The sequence below is a fragment of the Pseudotamlana agarivorans genome (assembly GCF_018860245.1).
In the GTDB taxonomy this organism is placed as follows: domain Bacteria; phylum Bacteroidota; class Bacteroidia; order Flavobacteriales; family Flavobacteriaceae; genus Pseudotamlana; species Pseudotamlana agarivorans_A.
Map to the genome: position 1 here is coordinate 248,673 of NZ_JAHKPD010000008.1, position 20,205 is coordinate 268,877.

The 20,205-nt window shown below is 35.2% G+C and carries 14 protein-coding genes; 8 read left to right on the forward strand and 6 right to left on the reverse strand.

What is annotated here, in order from left to right; genetic code table 11:
• The first annotated feature begins 43 nt into the window (after positions 1 to 43).
• Both KO493_RS03880 and recO read left to right on the forward strand, forming a co-directional pair.
• Entirely contained in the window at positions 44 to 2,392 is a 2,349-nt protein-coding gene (locus KO493_RS03880) for a two-component regulator propeller domain-containing protein (RefSeq protein WP_252723148.1), read from the forward strand.
• Positions 2,392 to 3,111 (forward strand): DNA repair protein RecO, encoded by a 720-nt coding sequence (gene recO / locus KO493_RS03885; RefSeq protein ID WP_216066632.1) that lies wholly within the window; start codon positions 2,392 to 2,394, stop codon positions 3,109 to 3,111. The genes KO493_RS03880 and recO overlap by 1 nt, the downstream gene beginning before the upstream one ends.
• A 202-nt stretch (positions 3,112 to 3,313) precedes the next feature.
• Here the strand turns inward: recO and KO493_RS03890 are convergent, their stop codons facing one another.
• The 3 genes from KO493_RS03890 to KO493_RS03900 form a co-directional block, all read right to left on the reverse strand.
• Entirely contained in the window at positions 3,314 to 4,771 is a 1,458-nt protein-coding gene (locus KO493_RS03890; protein WP_216066633.1) for a hypothetical protein, read from the reverse strand.
• Between the two features lie 27 nt (positions 4,772 to 4,798).
• Positions 4,799 to 5,689: a hypothetical protein gene (locus tag KO493_RS03895; RefSeq protein WP_216066634.1), complete on the reverse strand. Its 891-nt coding sequence runs from the start codon at positions 5,687 to 5,689 to the stop codon at positions 4,799 to 4,801.
• Between the two features lie 416 nt (positions 5,690 to 6,105).
• The gene (locus tag KO493_RS03900; protein ID WP_216066635.1) at positions 6,106 to 8,481 is read right to left on the reverse strand and encodes a hypothetical protein; all 2,376 of its coding nucleotides are present in this window, start codon (positions 8,479 to 8,481) and stop codon (positions 6,106 to 6,108) included.
• 98 nt (positions 8,482 to 8,579) lie between these two features.
• Between KO493_RS03900 and KO493_RS03905 the strand changes: the two genes are divergently transcribed.
• Complete coding sequence (locus KO493_RS03905; RefSeq protein ID WP_216066636.1) at positions 8,580 to 9,053, forward strand: regulatory protein RecX; 474 nt, start codon at positions 8,580 to 8,582, stop codon at positions 9,051 to 9,053.
• 347 nt (positions 9,054 to 9,400) lie between these two features.
• On the opposite strand, the gene dgt is transcribed toward KO493_RS03905, so the two are convergent.
• A complete protein-coding gene (gene dgt, locus KO493_RS03910) occupies positions 9,401 to 10,741 on the reverse strand; it encodes a dGTP triphosphohydrolase (RefSeq protein WP_216066637.1) in 1,341 nt (446 codons plus the stop codon).
• A 193-nt stretch (positions 10,742 to 10,934) separates the two neighbouring features.
• Here dgt and KO493_RS03915 point away from each other — a divergent pair, with 193 nt between their 5' ends.
• The 5 genes from KO493_RS03915 to KO493_RS03935 all read left to right on the forward strand — a co-directional run bounded on the left by KO493_RS03915 (position 10,935) and on the right by KO493_RS03935 (position 18,817).
• A complete protein-coding gene (locus KO493_RS03915; RefSeq protein ID WP_216066638.1) occupies positions 10,935 to 11,321 on the forward strand; it encodes a carboxypeptidase-like regulatory domain-containing protein in 387 nt (128 codons plus the stop codon).
• Positions 11,322 to 11,589: 268 nt separating this feature from the next.
• Positions 11,590 to 14,352, forward strand: a complete 2,763-nt coding sequence (locus tag KO493_RS03920) for a TonB-dependent receptor (protein ID WP_216066639.1) — start codon at positions 11,590 to 11,592, stop codon at positions 14,350 to 14,352.
• Positions 14,353 to 14,610: 258 nt separating this feature from the next.
• The gene (locus tag KO493_RS03925) at positions 14,611 to 16,644 is read left to right on the forward strand and encodes a hypothetical protein (protein WP_216066640.1); all 2,034 of its coding nucleotides are present in this window, start codon (positions 14,611 to 14,613) and stop codon (positions 16,642 to 16,644) included.
• 286 nt (positions 16,645 to 16,930) lie between these two features.
• A complete protein-coding gene (atpD, locus tag KO493_RS03930; RefSeq protein ID WP_216066641.1) occupies positions 16,931 to 18,439 on the forward strand; it encodes a F0F1 ATP synthase subunit beta in 1,509 nt (502 codons plus the stop codon).
• A gap of 84 nt (positions 18,440 to 18,523) precedes the next feature.
• Positions 18,524 to 18,817, forward strand: coding sequence for a FoF1 ATP synthase subunit delta/epsilon (locus KO493_RS03935; protein ID WP_216066642.1), 294 nt, complete (start codon positions 18,524 to 18,526; stop codon positions 18,815 to 18,817).
• A 161-nt stretch (positions 18,818 to 18,978) separates the two neighbouring features.
• Here the strand turns inward: KO493_RS03935 and KO493_RS03940 are convergent, their stop codons facing one another.
• Positions 18,979 to 19,479, reverse strand: coding sequence for a c-type cytochrome (locus tag KO493_RS03940; RefSeq protein ID WP_216066643.1), 501 nt, complete (start codon positions 19,477 to 19,479; stop codon positions 18,979 to 18,981).
• A 144-nt stretch (positions 19,480 to 19,623) separates the two neighbouring features.
• The gene (locus tag KO493_RS03945) at positions 19,624 to 20,163 is read right to left on the reverse strand and encodes an alpha-ketoglutarate decarboxylase (protein ID WP_252723149.1); all 540 of its coding nucleotides are present in this window, start codon (positions 20,161 to 20,163) and stop codon (positions 19,624 to 19,626) included.
• Positions 20,164 to 20,205 lie beyond the last annotated feature (42 nt).

Here is a 20,205-nt window from a genome sequence, read left to right on the forward strand (position 1 = left end):
GTTAGATATAAATATATTTGAACTTCAAAAAAACAACAACATATTGAAAAAAGTAATTCTTCTTATTTTTAGTTTGTTCCCACTGTTACAATTTTCTCAAGATTATTCAGGGTTCTGGGAAGGTCATTTTTCATACAATAACATTAAAGCTGTTACTCAAGGGAATAATAAAACTTTTGCTGCGTCAGAAAATGCTGTTTTTTATAGTGATAATCAAACCAATCAATTGGAGGAAATAACAACTATAAATGGGCTGTCTGGAGATACAATCTCAACTATTTTTTACAGCGAAGCTTATGAGTTGTTGATTATAGGGTATGAAAATGGCTTACTCGAAATTGTTTTTGATGATGATTCTGAGGTTTTAACTATTGTAGATATTTTTGAGAAAACAACCATTCAACCAACTATAAAAACAATAAATCATTTCAGTAGCTTTAATAATAATTTATATATAGCCACTAATTATGGTATTTCGGTATACAACCTAGAACGTTTAGAGTTTGGAGACACTTATTTTATAGGTGCAAATGGGACGCAGATTCCAGTGATGCAAACCACGGTGTTCGAGAATGTCATTTATGCGTCATGCTCAGATAATAATGGTCTTAAAAAAGCCGATGTATTAAGTTCTAATTTAATTGATTATCAAAATTGGACAACTATTGCCACTGGTAGTTGGTTAGGTGTAGAAAATCAAGAAACCAAATTATACGCAACAAATGCTAATAGAAAAATGTATGAAGTGGTAAATCAATCCATTATATCTGAAGTTGCTACCTATGTAAATACGCCGTTAAATTTGCAATCGTTTGAAGATTATCTAATTGTTACAACTCAAAATGAAGTTTTTGTTTACGATTCAAATTTTAATAGTGTCGCACAAGTTGGTATCGTGCCAGAATTTAGTACACGCTATACCTCTGCGACAGTGGACCAAAATTTCATCTATATTGGCAGTGAAAGTTTTGGAGTACTAAAAACGCCTATTGCCAGCCCGACCATATTTGAGGAAGTTCATCCTGACGGTCCATTAATAAATAAACCTTTTAGGGTGAAAGCTACTGGTGATGGTTTTTGGGTGACATTTGGAGAGTATACAGAATATTATAATCCTTACCCATTAAATAAACGTGGTTTTAGTCATTTTAAAAATGATGAATGGATAAATACACCAAGTACTGAGGTGTTAGATGCTGTGTGTTTAAATGCTATTGCGGTTAACCCATCTAATGCTAATCAGGTTTTTTTGAGTTCTTTTTATAGTGGTTTATTAGAAGTAAATGAAGAAGTGCCAACTTTTTTGTTTAATGAAACTAATAGCGGTTTAGAATCCTTGGTTCTGCCAAACGATCCAAGCTACATTGATATTAGGGTTGGAGCATCTGCATTTGATAATGACGGACTTTTATGGACAACAACAGGTTTAGTGGATCGGCCTCTTAAATCTTATAACCCAGCTAATAATCAATGGCGATCATTTGATTTTACAAGTGTTATTGGTGATGGTTTTCTAGGGGGGAGTTCAGGATATTCCGAATTGCTTATTGCTTCAGATGGAACAAAATGGATAGGAAGTTCTAGGTATGGCGTGATTGGTTTTCAGGAAAATGGTAATAGACCATTATTGAAAGGTGTTTACACAGAAGAAGAAAATATGCCTTTTCATTCAGTAACAGCATTGGCATTGGATCAAAGAAATCAATTGTGGATCGGGACATCTAATGGACTACGTGTTTTGTATAATACCTCCAATTTTTTTAAGGATAATATACAGGTCGATGAGATTGTTATTGAAGAAGATGGTGTTGCTAAGGAACTGTTATTTCAGCAAAATATTACTGCGATCGAAGTTGATGGTTCTAATAATAAATGGGTGTCTACTGCCGATGCTGGTTTGTTTTACTTTTCTCCAGATGGACAAAATACGATATTCCATTTTACTAAAACGAATTCTCCTCTGCCATCTAACGCGGTTTTAGATCTTTCTATTGATGGTGATCGAGGTATTGTACATATTGCTACAGATAAAGGCTTAGTGTCGTTTCTGTCGGGCGGGTCTAGCCCAATAGAAAATTTAGAATCTGCATTTGCTTATCCTAACCCTGTTCGTCCTGGGTTTGATATGTTTGAAAAAAAGATAAAAATTAAAGGTGTTTCTGAAAATATAAATATTAAAATCACCGATATAGAAGGTAATTTAGTGGCCGAAGCACAGTCTAAAACCAACCAAAGATATAGTGGTTATCATTTAGAAATTGATGGCGGAACCGCTTATTGGAACGGAAAAAATTTAGCCAATAACACTGTAGCCTCTGGGGTGTATTTGGTGATGTTATCCGATTTAGAAACTTTTGAAACCAAAGTGATCAAATTAATGGTTGTACGCTAATGTTAATTACCACAAATGCCATTGTTCTATCCAAATTAAAATATAAAGATAACGATCTTATTGTTAAGTGTTTTACTCAAGAAAAAGGCGTGGTTAGTTTTTTGTTAAGAGGCGTTTTAAAAAGTAAAAAATCACAAAATAAAGCTGCTTATTTTCAGCCCTTATCACAAGTGCAATTAGTTATAGATTATAAACCAAACCGCTCTTTGCAATCCATAAAAGAAACGAAGCTTAATGTTATTTATTCCAGCTTGCATTCTCATGTTTTAAAGAGTGCTATTGTTTTGTTTTTATCTGAAGTGTTAACAAACACATTACATGAAGAAGAGCAGGATGAAGCGCTTTATAGCTACTTAGAAAACACGCTATTATGGTTAGATAATCAATCTGAATATGCCAATTTTCACTTATTATTTTTGCTGAAACTCACTAAGTATTTAGGGTTTTATCCGGATACGACACATATGGATTTTCCTAATTTTAATTTAAATGAAGGTAAATTTGAATTAAAACCTATTTACAAACATGATATTTCAGGAGCCAATTTAGTGCTGCTAAAACAGCTTTTGGAAACAACTTTTCAAGCTTTACCAAATATTAAAATAAACGCAACCCAACGGCAGTCTTTCTTAACCATGATGTTACTTTATTTCGAGTTGCATTTGGGTAGTTTTAGACGCCCTAAATCATTACAAGTTTTTAACCAAGTTTTCAATTAATTGTTAAAAATGCAAAGTTAAAAATTTACGATATCTCCAAAGGTCAAAGGTCTTCCGTTAATTTTTTCAATTAAACATTTCAATAATTAAAAGTAAAAAATTCATACGTAATTCAAATAATCAATTCCTTGTCTCATTCACGATTTTTCAGCAGTATAGCCCACGACTCCACCGCTAAACCAATAAACGATTTCACATGTTATCAGCATATGCCTTTTTTGGTAATCACCTCACCGCTTGAAAGTTCGACCTTAGCTATGTAAATAGCGCCTAAGTTAGGTAGGTAATAAGTTTCAGAATGACTATCGCCTTCTAATTGATACAATTGTTGTCCTAAAAGATCGAATATTTTAATACTTCTTATGGTTTGGTTTTGTGCTGTATTAAATTGCAGCTGGTTTTTACCTAAACTGATAATGGTAAGCCTATTCAAGTTAAATGCATCTTGAGATACAGATAATGAACTGTCTTCGAATACAATTTCAAACCGATCATTAAATTCGCCTGTTTGTTGGGATGTGAAAATATAGTCACCACTAGTTAAATCCCATCTGGTGGCGGGTGTATTATCTTTATCTAATAAAATGACATTATGAGTTGTAAAAAAATCACCTTCGGTTTTCGCTAGTGCTATAGTGTATATAATGCTTGGTGCTAACGTGGTTTTAAAACCTAAAGGAATAACCTCATTAATGGTTAAACTGTTCGGGTCTCTGCCTTGTATTGTAAACTTTTTATCTACACCTGGAATTATAGAATATAGATAGGATCCTTTTAGTGGATGTGTATCTGCATCATAGGACAAGCCGTCATCAGCATCGGTAGCCCCATTAACATAACCAATAAGTATTTGGTTCGCGGTATTGTCTGTTGATTTTAAATTAAGCCATATTTTATTAGGTTTGGTGTTTGCAGTTTTAGAATTGTTATTTTGTTTAAAGAATTCACGATTTGCAACTGGCGATTCAGTGCGCATGGCATTGTTAAATGTCACTGTTCCAGAATTTATACCGCTAGATCCACTCGCTCCATTTTCCATAGAAACAAAAAAGCTTTGCCCAGATGGAATGGCATGACCACTTCCAGGGATAATCATTTCTGGAACTGAACCATCACCACCAGCACTTGTGGCGCCAGTATTATTTATAATCGCATAATCGCTTGTACTAAAGTTTTGCTGTTGGTTACCATTTAAAGATGAGTTAGGGGCTGCATTTTGAGACCAGAAATAAATGGCGCGTTCTAATTCGGGGTTTCCATTAAAAAAAGCATCAGAATCAAGTGCAGAAGGATAGGGGTTCCCAATCAAATTCCAGTTTTTATCAGATTTTTCATCATCATTTCTATAGATATTTAAGCTGTAAATACCGTTATTAAATTTACCTTTAAAGGTTGCAAGAAATGTTGAGCCTTTACCCGAACCATTCGCGCTAAAATAACCAGGTGTTGTAGTCGTTGTATAGCCTTTTCCTGGTTCCATTGTAGTATCGCCTATAAGCGTCCAGTCATCACCGTTATCATCAATGTCATCCTGGCCTGAAACGGGGTTGTTGTTGTTGTTACTTTCTTTTTCGGAATCTTTAAAATTTTGTGCATTAAAGGTGTATAGTCGATTAGGATTATAATGTGGAATAGAAGTTGAAATTTGTGGACTTTCCACAGGGGAGCTCCAGTAGGTGTACTCGTATCAAGCATCCATAGGGGCAGTGTCTCGGTACAAAATCATCTCACCATTATTTTCTACTAAGCCAGTATCGTTATGTTGTACTAGAGCGCTGCCTGATTCTATGATTAATTTGGCATTACTTTCAACGATAACGTCATTTTCCACAACTACTGTACCATCATTACTTATTGTGAATGTATGGCCACTTAAAACAGTTAAGTTGCAAGCCGAAATACTGCCGCTAGGGTCGGTGTCGAAATCGCCGTTTATTATGACGTCATTAGTTAAGTCCGGAATACCATGGCTCCAATTAGCACCATCCCATGTAGTTGTACCTCCGGTGCAAAAACCCGGTATAGGATCACCCCAAATTTCGATGTTGTCTATAGCGATGTCTTCTTCGCTATTGTCAGTGCGAATTTCTATTGTAATAATTAATTTGTCGCCTGTTCCAGATATTTTGTTAGATGTAAAAGTTGAGAACGTTGGTGTTATTCGTGTTCCATCACCTGTCCCGTTACTATTTGTGTCGATTGCTAAATATCCTTCGCTTGAATTGGTCGCATCCCAACGAATATCTAACAATTGTGATGTAGCATTAGTTGGAGTCGGCCCAGCTGTGCTGTAAATGTCATACTTAAAAAAAATATAGTCATCCTCCTCCCAAGAGGTGCCATTATCGTCTTCTGCTAAATCTACTTTAAATTGTAGGTTATTAAATCCTGCAATGTCAATGTCGGTAATGTTTATAGTCGCAAAGAAGTTTGTGTTAAAACCAGAAAAGTAACGAAAGTCTTGAGCTCCAAAAAAATAACCTGTTTGATTGTTGTACTGCATGTCTGAAGAAATCGTACTACCGTTGGTTCTTATAAAATAGTCTTTCTCGTCTTTACCTGTTATAATTTGTTCCATAGGGTCAGTCGTATAACCAAGAGGACTGACCGTTTCAAAGTCCAAAATATAAATCTGTTGCGACTGCCCAAAGCAAAGACTAACAGCAAAGAAAAAAAACAGGGAGAGGGTAAAGTTTTTCATGGTTAATTATTTTAAAGGCCTTGGTGTAAATTTAAGATTGTATAGCAAAAATAGAGAAGACTCCAAGGGCGTTGTAGATCAATGTTATTGATTTATAAAAAAATACGAAGAAAATATTTATTCTTTAGTTAGAAGTTGGTAGCTAAATTTAACAATGAAAAATGAATATTTACAGGTGAAAAATTCACACATGAACCAATTAATCATTAGTCAAAAAAATAATAAATGACCTAGTCGTGGTCATGATTTTGAGTATCACAGCCAACAATTACAGGATTAAACGAATATACCCTTTACCGCTTCCCTTTTTTAGTAATCACTTCCCCGCTATCTAATTCAATTTGAGCAATAAAAATAGAGCTTAATTTGGGAAGTTTGTAGGTTTTAGATTTACCACCTCCTTGTAAATGGTATAAGTTTTGTCCTAAGATATTGAAAATGTCAATCGAGTTAATCGCGTATTGTGAGGATATAAATTGTATGGTATTATTATCTAATGCCATAATTTGTACCGTCCTTTCACTATCGATTTGTGTTGCCGAAAGTGTTTTGTCAAAAACAACTTCAAAACGCTCGTTAAATTCGCCAATTTCTGAAGTGAAAGTGTAGGCGGCATCAGATAAATTATGAATCGTGTTTAGTAAATGATCTTTTAAATAGACCTTGTTTTTAGAAAGGAAATCACCTTGAAAATGATCTAGTTCTAATTTATAAATTGTAGAAGCGTCAACATTAGTGCTATACCCCAGTTTAATGATTTCATTTTCATGAATACCATTCACGCTTTTACCTTGAATCACGTATTTTTTATTGTTTGTGTCTATTGAAGAATATAAAAAGGCACTAAAATCCTGATTAACAATTCTCGTGGCATCATAAGATAAGCCGTCGTCGTAGGAAGTTGCTCCCTCAACATAGGCTATTAAAATCTGACTAAAAATTCCTTGGTTTGTGGTGAGGTTAAGCCACAGTTTGTTTTCTAATTCATTTGCTATTTTCTTGTTCTCTAAATTTTTTAAAAATTGGGCATTACTCGATGCATCGGCCATGCGCATCGCGTTTGTAAAAGTCACCGTGCCATTGGTTAATCCTGGTATAAAAAAGCCTTGACCCGATGGTATGTATTTGTTTGGAATGATGCCACTTGCGCCAGCGGCTCCTCCCGAGCCTATGGTAAAGGTGGCATAATCATTTTGATGAAAATTGGACTGCTCATTCCCCGCATGTGAATCGTGATGTGCCGTGGTATGAGACCAAAAATAAGCAGCGCCATCAATAACAGTGGCATTGGCTTGTTGGAAGGCCACAAAGTCGATTGCCGAGGGGTAGGGGTTTCCTATGAAATTCCAAGGAATACCGGTATTACTCGAATTTTTAGAAATACTGGCTAATATATCTCCTGTGTTAAATGCGCCTTCAAAAGTGACTTCGTGTGTGCTTGGGTAGGTTAATATTTTGCTCGACATACAAGCATATCCTGTTCCAGGTGTCATGCTGTGATCTCCAGAAACAATTTGCCAATCGTTTCCATCGTCGTCGATATCATCCCCGTTGGTGTCAATAAAATTTTCAGCTTTAAATAAATAGGTTTTGTCATTATCTACATCGGGGAAGGCGTGGTCTATAATTTCAGCATTTACTGGAGAACTCCAATAGGTGTAGTGGTACCATTCATTTTTTATAGGCGTTACTTTATTAACTTGAGAAACCCCTGGAGTATTAACTATAAATGTTCCATTTTTATTATTCTGAACAAAATTCGCTTGTGTTTCAACAATTATGTTGCCGTTTACAATCACATCGTTTTCAATTTCTACGAAGGTGTTATTTTCAACCGTAAATGAGGTTCCAGCTCCAACAGTTAATTTACAGGCTTTAAAACTCCCTAAGCTTGTGTTGTAATCTGCTAATATTTGAACTTCTGTGGTTAAATCTGGCGTTCCGCTCCACCCTGAATGATCGTAAACAACGGATGTTACACAGGGTGTTGGTGTGGTACAGGTGTAAGTACATGCCGTTAAAGTTATTGTTCCGTTGGTTCGTGTCCAATTGGTGGTTTGTATCACATCGGCTAAAATCAAGGATTTATTATTTGTTGTGGTGCAGTTGTAAGAACCGTTTTCAAAATTACCCATATTCATGGCGTTAACACCATTGGTTAATCCGGCAGGTACGCCACTTCTATTGGCCGTTACGTTAGCATCGGTATCGGCCCAGCCCAAAGTGTTTCCAAAATGTATGGCATATAAAAAAGTTGGAGTTTGTTCGCTGCCTTGAAAAGCAGATATTTCATCGCCAGAGGTTTCATTTAGAGCAAACCCGAGTTCCGATTCTATCGCGTTTCCAACCGTCGCAGAAAAAGTGTTTGTGGTAATGTGGCCGGTATCTGCAATGGATATCGCTGTGCCGCAAGGTAAGTCGGTGGTAGCTGTCCATGTTACAGTGCCTTCGCCAATGGTAGAAAATTTGCCGCCCGTGGGGAGCCAGTTTTTATCGGTAAAATGAATGGCTGTTCCGCTTAAAACATCGGTTAATAAAACGAATGAAAATTGATCTGGATTTACCGAAATGACACCTGTGATTGCAATGTCGCCTTCGGTTAAGGTGGTTTGAGAAAAGCCTAAATTAAATATAATGAGGCATAGGCTTAGTAAAGTGGTTTTCTTCAAAGGTTTGTTTTTGGTGTCTTTTGCGAGAGAAACTAAAACGTGTTTTTAAATATTTTTATACAATTGTTAATTTAATCCTTGTTATTTTTGGCGCCGCTATGCTATCTAAAAAAACATACACGGTACAAGAAGCTACAAAAAAAATGGAGCATTATTGTGCGTATCAAGAACGTTGCCATCAAGAAGTCAGGAAAAAGTTGGTGTCTATGTTCATGATACCCGAAGCTATCGATGTCATTATAGTCCATCTTTTAGATGAAAATTATCTTAATGAAGAACGTTTTGCCAAAGCCTTTGTTCGGGGAAAATTCCGAATAAAGCACTGGGGTAAGCGGCGGTTAACTTCAGAATTAAAACAGAGGGACATTTCAAAATTCAACATCACTCAGGCATTAGCTGAAATTGATGATGATGAATACATCAAGGTGCTCACCGATTTGTCTGAAAAACGTGCGAATTTAATAAAAGAAGGTAATACCTACAAGAAACGTAAGAAATTTATTGATTATTTTTTATATCGCGGTTGGGAATCACATCTTGTTTATGAAAAAGCTCACGAGTTTATTACTTAGGTTTTGAGCTTTAGGACGGGTGACGGATGTTTCAAGCTTCAAGTTGAGTTATCGTTCCTGCCGAAAGAAAGTGTCTTTATTAATTCAAGTCGCAGGGTTAAGTTAAAAGTGATAAATTTGCCCTATCGTCAAGAGTCAAGAGTCAAGAGTCAAGAGTCATCCGACTTCGGTCAAACTTTTCAGTTCACCAATTAAAAATTAAAAGTTCAAATCCACACGTAACACCATTAATCAATAGTCAATAAAAAATAATCAATTCCTAGAGGGGTTCATGAATTTCAGAGGTATAGCTAGCCGATTACACGGTTAAACCAATAAACGATTCAACAATGTCAATAATCAATCCCCTAAAACCCCAGTCCCTTAATCTTCTTATAATCCAAAATGGCTTTACTGTCCGATAAAAGTGATACATAATGACAAACACTAAGTAGGCGCGTGTAAAGGTCCTTATCGTTTGTTTTTAAAGTGTCTGGCAATCCTTTTAAAATAAGGGTGTCATAATTTGAAGCGGTATTGTTATAGCTGTTATTTACTGCTGAGGTATACGTACTTAAAAGCGTATTAATAACCCCGTAGCCAACAATTTCTTTGTCGATAACTTCTGTAGACTGATATACCTTGTCAATACTAATTTTTATAACATCTTTAATTTGAGCCTCGTAGGCACTTTTATCCAGTAGGGCACAATCAAAATCTCCACTTAATATGGCTTCTTCGTTAGCCATGAATATATCAACAGCCTCGTTTATTAAGGTGCCAATGGCTAAAGCTCGTAAATAACCAATGCGATCTTTTTGAGTTTCGAGTGCGTAGTAATGTTCTGGAATGATGTTTTTTCTAATAATTTTAGATAAATATTCCAGTGCATATTCTTCTTGAATTAACCCTAAATTGATGCCGTCTTCAAAATCGATGATGGTATAACAAATATCATCGGCGGCTTCAACTAAAAAGGTGAGAGGGTGCCTTGAGTAGCTCAGGCCCTTATCGGTACGTTTTAGTAAACCAAGTTCTTGTGCAACATCTTCAAAGTTTTCTATTTCAGATTGAAAAACACCATATTTTTTATCAGCAATGTGTTTTGTTGGTTTTTTTGGTAGCGATTCTTTAGGGTATTTAGTGAATGCGCCAAGGGTGGCGTAACTTAAACGAATGCCTCCTGGGCGTCCAGCTCTGCTTTCGGTTAAAATTTTAAATCCGTTAGCATTGCCTTCAAAATCACATAAATCTTGATATTGTTTGGGTGTTAACTGGGCTTTATAGCCTTTGCCTTCACCGTTGATAAAGAATTCACCAATGGCTTTTTCACCGGAATGGCCAAATGGCGGATTTCCAATATCGTGTGCTAAGGCTGCAGCGGCGACAATAGCTCCAAAATCATTAGGATGATAGCCGTGAATGTTTTTTAAATGCGGGTGTTTTTCTAACAGTTTGTGACCAACGCTACGTCCCAAGGAGCGGCCCACCACACTTACTTCTAAACTGTGGGTTAGGCGTGTGTGTACAAAATCGGTGTTAGATAAAGGAATCACCTGGGTTTTATCTTGAAGACTTCTAAATTCTGAAGAAAATATAATACGATCGTAATCGACTTCAAAGCCTATCCTGTTCTCGTCTTGTTCTTTTCTAATACGTTTATTGGTGTCGCCAAAGCGTTTTAAGGATAGTAGTTGTTCCCAGTTCATCGATATCTGTTAAAAGTGAGGGCAAGATACTTATTTTCATTAAAAAAATGAGCTTGTAAATGTGTTCTTCAAACTTAAACTAAAATAAGGCCTTAACATTAGGGTAACATTTTAATCATAAACGATTAATCATTTGGTAACATGGAACTTCAAGTTGTGTCGTTACTTTGCAAAATATTATCAGACAGAAATAATGAAACAATATATTTATATTTTTATGTTTTTTTTCACTGCTTTTGGGATTGCTCAAAACGCAGGTTCTATAAGTGGTAACTTATTAGATTTAGAAGCCGAGAACGCTCCCTTGTTATATGCTAAGGTTCTAGTAAAGGAAACAGGAACTGAGGTGTTATCGGATGAGCAAGGTTTTTTTAAATTCGATAACCTAAAGGAAGGAACGTACACATTGGTTTATAGTTTTATTGGTTATGAAACGAAAACATCTGAAGTGCAAGTAGAAGCTTCAAAAAATGAAGTTTTAGAATTGTATTTAGGTGCGAGCACGATTTCATTAGATGATTTAGCTTCGGTATATGCAAGTGCTGATAATAATGAAACAGCAGTGGTTAGCAACAAGTAAATTAGATTGAGGGAAAAATCTAACTTAGTATAAACTTCTTTAGATGACATATATTAAAAGCTGCTTTCGGTTTAACGAAAGCAGCTTTTTTTTTGTGATTATTTTTTTCAAATTATTTTCAATGTTAAATTAATGTAACCAATAATGCTTGGTTTTTCATTTTGAGATAACGGTATCATAACACTTTTGTTACCGTTCTTTAATCATGTGGTAACACTAGAATTAAAGTCCTATGGTTTCTTTGCAGCGTGAAATTATGACAAAAACAATGAAAAAATTAATAGTATTATTTACAATCATGACATCGGCATTTGCATTTGCGCAAAACACCGGTTCGGTTAAAGGCAAATTAACCGATAAAGAATACAACAACGAACCGCTTGCATTCGCTAACGTATTAATTAAGGGCACTACAATAGGAACGACTTCAGATTTTGATGGACTTTATTACTTCGATAACATGGAGCCAGGAACCTATACTTTACTGTATAGTTTTGTTGGATACGAAACGCAACAAATTGAAGTAACTATTACAAGTGGTAAAACTGAAGAAATTAATGTGGCAATGAATGCTAGCGCCGCATCTTTAGATGAGGTTGTTATTACAACCACTACAAAACGAGAAAGTGAATCGGCTTTATTGCTGGAGCAGAAGAAAGCGGTTGTTATTAAAGAAAGTATTGGAGCAGAACGACTATCTAAAATTGGGGTGTCTGATGCTGCTGCGGCAACAACTAAAATCTCTGGAGTTACACAAAGTGAAGGTTCTGGTGAGATTTACATTAGAGGTTTAGGAGATCGTTATTTATCAACCACTATGAATGGCCTGCCAATTCCATCTGATGATGTTAATAATAAAAATATCAACTTAGATTTGTTTTCTACAAATGTTATCGAAAATGTAGGGATTAGTAAAACTTACGATACTTCAAGTTATGCCGATCAAACTTCTGGAAATATTGATGTAAATTCGAAGGAATATTCTAAAAAAACAATATCTGCACGTTTTCGTTCTAGTTATAATACGAATGTATTAGGATTAGATGGTAACTTTAAAAGAAGTGTAGCTTCAGACGATGTTAAATTTGGTTTCCATACTAAACAGTATGCTACAGTTGATTTAATTACAAAGCAAGGTTGGGATCCTCTAGTTCAAGATAACACTAATAATTATAGTTTTAGATTGGGTGGCGGTACTAAAGTTAATGTCTTCGGAAAAGCATTATCATTCTTTGCTGGTGGTTCTCACTCAAAAGCTTACGAATATCAAAGTGGAATTTTTAAAACATATAGATCTAATGTACTAGATAATAGTTTTAATGATGTTGAAAACTTTACGACTAGAACAAATTCAACAGGATATTTAAATATTGGATTGAAACTTAACAACGATCACCGTATAAAAGTAACCAGTTTAGCGGTTAATAAAAGTTCAGATAATGTTTACGAACAAGGTAGAAACGGAGAAGGCTATGTGTTCGATCAAGATCCTAAGGAAAAGCAGGCTTTTGTAAGAGATCAAAACTTTAAACAAACCATTTTACTTGTAAATCAACTTCACGGTACTCATAAAATTAGTGAAACTAATAAATTAGAATGGGCAGGAGGTTATAACTATGTACTTGCAGAAGAGCCAAACAGAGTTAGAAATGAAGCTAATATTTATAGTCCTGAAACCGATAATGTGAGTACAGATTATGTGCAATATGCACACGTTGGTGATTTTCAACAGCGAAAATCAAGTCAGAAAATTGAAGATACTGAGTATAATGCGTATTTAAAGGATCAAATCGCTTTTGGTAAATTAGATGAAGATGACAGCCGTGGGTATAAATTAAATTTAGGCGCCAATTTTAGAAGAAAGGAACGTGTTTTTAGTTCAAAGTTTGTAGGTGTAAGAGCGCGTGGTTTTCAGGTGCCAACAATAGATGATTTTTCTCAAACGTTTACTGATGCGAATTTTCAAAACGGACTTGTGCTAAGGGATAGTGATCCGGATAGATATGATGCAGATTTAACGGTGTTAGCTGGATATGCTAATGTGGATTTTGGATTGAATAAAAAGTTTTCTGGAAACCTTGGTGTACGTTATGAAAGAGATGAAATTAATGTGCTATGGGATGTAGCAAACTATGTGGGTCGTGTTGGTTCTGTAAAAAAGGATTACAACAGCATTTACCCAAGTGCAAACTTAAAATATGAGTTAAGCGATAAAAACTTTTTACGTTTTGCGAGTAGTTTAACGCAAACATTACCAGAGTTTAAAGAATTGTCTCCTTTCGAGTATGTGTCGCCTACAGGTCGTGTAACACGTGGTGATCCTAATTTAGAAAAATCTGAAGTTTTTAATGCAGATTTAAAATGGGAGTTCTTTCCAAAATCTGGAGAGGTGCTTTCTGCAACAGCATTCTATAAGAATATTAAAAACCCAATCAATTTAGCATTAACTCGTGGTTCGGCAGGGATCTTCCAATTTTCGAACACAGGAGAAAAAGCTGATGTTTTAGGTTTTGAAATTGAAACGCGTTTAAATTTAATTGAAAATGACGAAGATGAAGCGATTCTAAATTTCAATACGAACATTACTAAAATGTGGTTCAATCAAGATTTATTTGAAAACTATCAATATAAAGATGTTACTGAAACTGGTTTACAAGGTGCTTCAGATTTAATCTTAAATGGTTCTTTAAGTTTCAATAGTTTAACTGAAAGAGAATTTATCGCTACCGTTACGGGAAATTATTCTTCAGATAAAATATTTGCCTTAGGAGCGCCTGAAGATTTTAATAATAGTGATGTACTATATAATGATGAAATTATTGAAAAAGGCTTTTTTACTTTAGATTTAGTAATGACCAAAGAACTTACCGAAAACTTACAATTAAAGTTTGTTGGTAGAAACTTATTAAATCCTAAAATAGAGCAAACTCAAAAAGTGAGAAACTTAGCTACTGGCATTGAAACAAACGAAGTAGTAAGCTCGTATAGAAATGGTAGTTTATTAAGTTTAAGTTTAGCACTTACTTTCTAAGGTATTCAAAAACATAAATGATGTACTAAACCCTAAGATTTTTTCTTAGGGTTTTTTTATTGATTGGGCATTAGTTAATTAGATTCTAGTGACTTGTGGTTTGTAATATACAAGTTAACCTTTAGATAACAAAAGCGGTGTTTTTTACCGGTATTGGTAACTTATGTTTAATATTCTATTAAAGCTAGAACAACAGAAAACGTAGTTCTTTGCAGAGGAAATCAAACAAAAAATTTCAATAAATAATAAGAATTAAAAATGAAAAAATTAACTGTAAAATTATTTAGTTTAGTAGCCTTAGTAGCTGCTGTTAACTTAACAAGTTGTAGTTCTGACGATCCAGAACCAATTGTAAAAGGAGACGAGAATGTGATTGTAAACTTAGAAAGTGGTATACTTAATGGAACGCTTAAAGAAACTTATTCTTTAGACCCTTCAGTTGTTTATAGCTTAACTGGTCAGTTTATTATTGATAAAGATGCAGTTTTAAATATTCCTGCTGGAACTAAAATTCTTGCTGATAACGGTGGGTCAGATGTCTATATCGCCGTTTTAAAAGATGGAGAAATATACATTAATGGTAATGTTAATAATCCTGTTGTAATGTCTTCAATTAGTGGTGATCCTGGAGATTGGGGTGGTTTAACTATTTGTGGTAACGCGCTTACATCTGCGGGTGTTGATGCTGAAGCTGAAGTTGGTGGTTTTAAATATGGTGGAACTAACGATTCTGATAGTTCTGGTGCGATTAACTACTTACAAATTGTTGGTACTGGAGCTCAAATTAACTCTGAATCTCAATATAACGGGGTGTCTTTCTACGGTGTAGGTTCTGGAACTATCGTTGAAAACCTTGCTGTAATTAATGGTGCAGATGATGGTGTTGAGTTTTTTGGAGGATCTGTTTCTGTAACTAATCTTTATTTAGAAGACAATGACGATGATTCTATCGACTGGACTGAAGAGTGGAGTGGTAATGTAACAAACGCATACATTTTACATACTAAAGTAGGTTTCTCTACGGCTTTTGAAGGGGATAAAAATAACGGTAAACCTACATTTACTAATATTACTGCAATTTCTACAGTAGGAGGTAAAGCTTTACAATTTAAAAAAGAATCAGGTGGTACTATTACAGGATTATCTTTAAGTGGTTACGATATAGATTTAGATATGGCCGATGGGGTTGACCCAAGTAAAAACATCATTTTCGCTGACGGATTAACGCCTGTTGAAATTTCAAATTCAGCTAATGATGACACTTATTACTATGCACTTGATGCTTCTGTTGTTCCAACTGTTGATGTTAATTCTTTTAACTGGGTAGATTCAGATGTGTCTTTTGAAACCAGCGTTTTGCAAGGCGCTGTAACAGGAGATGTTACTTTAGATGCTTCTGTAAAGTATGTGCTTAATTCATCTTACATCGTACAAGATGGTGGTAAATTAACAATCCCTGCTGGAACAAAAATTACTGCTCGTGATGGTGGTACTGGAGTTTACATCGCTGTATTAATGGGTGGTGAAATCGATATACAAGGTACTGCACTTAACCCTGTTGTGATTGCTTCTTCCGCTGGCCAAGGTGGTGACTGGGGTGGTTTAACAATTTGTGGTAAATCTATAACTTCTGCAGGTGTTAACGCTGAAGCTGAAGTTGGTGGTTTCGAATACGGAGGAACTATTAGTGATGATAATTCAGGATCTATTAAATATTTAGTTTTAAAAGGTACAGGAGCTCAAATTAACTCGGAGTCTCAATACAATGGTTTATCTCTTTATGCTGTTGGTTCTGGAACAACAATTGAAAACATTTCTGTAATCAATGGATCTGATGATGGTGTTGAGTTTTTCGGTGGAACAGTTTCTGCTTCAAACTTATACTTAGAAAATAATGATGATGATTCTATCGATTGGACTGAAGGATGGAGTGGCTCGGTTACTAACGCTTACATCAAGCATACAGTTGCTGGTTTCTCTACAGTTTTTGAAGGTGATAAAGATAATGGAAACCCAACATTTACTAACATTACTGCAATTTCTACCGTTGGAGGTAAAGCTTTACAGTTTAAAAAATTATCTGGTGGTACTATAACTGGTCTTCATTTATCTGGGTATGCTTCAGATTTAGATATGGCTGATAATGGTGCTTTATCTAACGTGCAAATTAATGGAGCAGATGCAGATGCTACATTGATAGCTGGTTCATCAACGGAGTACACGCTTAATTCTGGTAAAGATGCGGTAGCTTTAGATATCTCTGCTTGGACTTGGATTAACGCTAGTTTATAATATCGTGTGATTAACCTTTCGTAGGTTATATCCTTTAAAATATAAAGAAACCCTGTAAATTAATATTTGCGGGGTTTCTTGTTTTCTGCCTAAAAAACCAAGTCTAATTTAGCAAATATTAGGATGGAATGGTACTATAATAAGGTATTCAAAATAAGGCTGTTATTTTCATTCCAAAAAAGCAAGAAAAACAACTTTCTTTTTAAATTAAAAAATATATCTTTGCAGCGCGAAAACCAAAAGAGTTTTCAACCAATTAAGTCGCATAATATTAAACAAATAAGTAATGTCTAAAGTTACAGGTAAAGTTGCACAAATAGTAGGTCCGGTTATCGATGTTCAATTCGCGTCGGAATCAGAACTTCCAAAAATTTACGATTCATTAGAAATTAATAGAACCGATGGTTCTATATTAGTATTAGAAGTACAGTCTCACATTGGTGAAGATACAGTACGTACTATAGCAATGGACTCGTCTGATGGTTTAAGTAGAGGAGCTGAAGTTGTTGCAACGGGGTCTCCTATTCAAATGCCAATTGGTGATGATGTTTACGGACGTTTATTTAATGTAATTGGAGATGCTATTGATGGTCTTGGAGATTTACCTAAAGCTGGAGAAGCTGGGTTGCCAATTCACCGTCAAGCGCCTAAATTTGAAGATTTATCAACTTCTACAGAAGTTTTATTTACAGGTATTAAAGTGATTGACCTTATCGAGCCTTATGCAAAAGGTGGTAAGATTGGATTATTTGGTGGTGCCGGTGTAGGTAAAACAGTATTAATTCAGGAGTTGATTAACAATATAGCAAAAGGTCACGGTGGACTTTCAGTTTTTGCTGGAGTTGGAGAAAGAACTCGTGAAGGAAATGACCTTTTAAGAGAGATGTTAGAATCAGGAATTATCCGTTATGGAGACGATTTCATGCATTCTATGGAAGATGGTGGATGGGATTTATCTAAAGTAGATAAGTCTAAAATGAAAGAATCGAAAGCAACTTTCGTATTCGGACAAATGAATGAGCCTCCTGGAGCTCGTGCTCGTGTAGCATTATCTGGTTTAACTATTGCTGAATATTTCCGTGATGGTGCTGGTGAAGGTCAAGGGAAAGATGTATTATTCTTCGTAGATAATATCTTCCGTTTTACTCAAGCTGGTTCTGAGGTATCTGCATTATTAGGACGTATGCCTTCTGCAGTAGGTTACCAACCAACATTAGCAACAGAGATGGGTGCGATGCAAGAGCGTATTACTTCAACTAAAAGAGGTTCTATTACTTCGGTGCAAGCGGTTTATGTACCTGCAGATGATTTAACCGATCCAGCACCAGCAACAACTTTCGCCCACTTAGATGCCACAACCGTATTATCTCGTAAAATTGCTGAGCTTGGTATTTACCCAGCGGTAGATCCATTAGATTCTACTTCAAGAATTTTAACAGCTGATATTTTAGGTAAAGATCATTATGCTTGTGCACAACGTGTAAAAGAGTTATTACAACGTTATAAAGAATTACAAGATATTATCGCGATTCTTGGTATGGAAGAATTATCTGAAGAAGATAAATTAGCCGTAGGTAGAGCAAGACGTGTACAACGTTTCTTATCTCAACCTTTCCACGTGGCAGAACAGTTTACCGGGATTCCAGGTGTATTAGTGGATATTAAAGAAACTATTAAAGGGTTTAACATGATTATGGATGGTGAATTAGATCACTTACCAGAAGCAGCATTTAACCTTAAAGGAACGATTGAAGAAGCTATTGAAGCTGGAGATAAAATGCTTGCAGAGGCATAAATTAGTTAATGGTTTGTAGTTGTTGGTTCTTAGATTTACTAACAGCGCATAACCAACAACCAATAACAAACAACTATATAAATTATGTATTTAGAAATTGTGTCGCCAGAAGCTACTTTTTTTAGTTCAGAAGTTGATTCTGTAACCGTACCAGGAGTGGAAGGTGAGTTTCAAATGTTGAAAAATCATGCGCCAATAGTGTCATTACTAACTGCTGGAACAGTGAAAATAAGAGTACATTCTGAACTGCATTTAGATTATGATAAGTTACATCCCGATGTAAAACCTCATATGGTAGATAATAAAGTGTTATTGATTGAAATTAAATCTGGAACACTTGAAATGAAAGATAATAAGGCGATTATTTTAGCCGATTAAATTTCAGTTCATAATATAATATTAAAAACGCGAAGCAGATGCTTCGCGTTTTTTTGTAGGCAAAAAGGTAGTATGTAAAAATTATAAGGTTGTAATATTTATGATTTCAAAATTGATTATAAGCTAGTCTTAACAAGTTAAATTGAAAGTTTAAAAATAAATTATAGCGTTCTAAAATATTCTAAAAGTGCTCTTGCCTCGTCTTCCGATGTTATTTGAATAGGCATAGGTGAGCCGTGATGTTCTTCTAACAAAGCTTTTGCTAATGGGTCGTTTTTAACCATGTTGTTTGGATTCAAAATAAGGTTCATAACCCATTCTGGTGTTCTTCTGGTTAAGATGTCTTTTGGAGCAGGACCGATGAATTTCTTGTCGGGTCTGTGGCATGCCGTACACGTGTTTTTAAACAGGTTTTCACCTTGCTTTGCAAGCTTTGTATCTATCGTGTCATCTAAAGTTAAGGAGGTAATTGGGCCAATGCCTTTGTTGTTTAAATCAATTGTTTTCGAAGGCGGGACATCTTTTGCTTCCGCGGAAGCGTTTAATTCGATTGATTGCGTGTTTTCATAAGAAAAACCAGGTTTCTTTTTTTCTTCACCTCCATCGCAACTTATAAGTAGAGCGATTAATGCAAGCGTAGAAATTTTTAGAGTCTTCTTCATAAATAGAATTTTCGCAAACAAAAATAACTTGATTTTTTGCAAATATTTATGATATAAATCATGCTTGTGCTCGTTTTTAAAAAGCGTTCAAGATGATGGTGTAGATTATTTTTTGGTTGAATATACTAGGTGAATAATTTGTGCTTAAAAGTAAACTCTAAAAAACGGCGACCATGGGCTGTAATATATACTATCTCTATCATTGTATAAAACATCGTATCGAATGCCAAAGGTGATATTTCTGGTGCGGTAACCTGCGCCTAAGTATAATGCAGAAACCCAATAGTTTTCGTCGTCGAAATTAAATCTGGAATCATAATTTCTATCCACATTGAGTTGTTCAAATTCTGCCGAAATTTGAACTTGAGGAATAACGTTGTATAAGCCTATTAGGCTGCCTCCAAGGATGGTCGATTTGTAATAGTCTTTTTGACTATTAAATGTGACATTCAGTCCTAAACCAAGTGCAAACTGTTCGTTAAACTGGTAAATGGCACTAGGCGCAATAGTTCCGCTAAAAAATTCGCTTCCAAAACTAAGACCTAAGTTTCCTCCAAAGTTCACATGGTTCCAAAATTCAGCTTTCGATTGTTGTGCATGAATATTTATAAAACAGCAAGAAAAAACAACCAATATAAAAGTGGTCTTTTTAGAGATACGGAATAAAGTATTATTTAAAATCATATTTCTTTAATAAATTAACAAGATTCTAATCATATTCGTTAA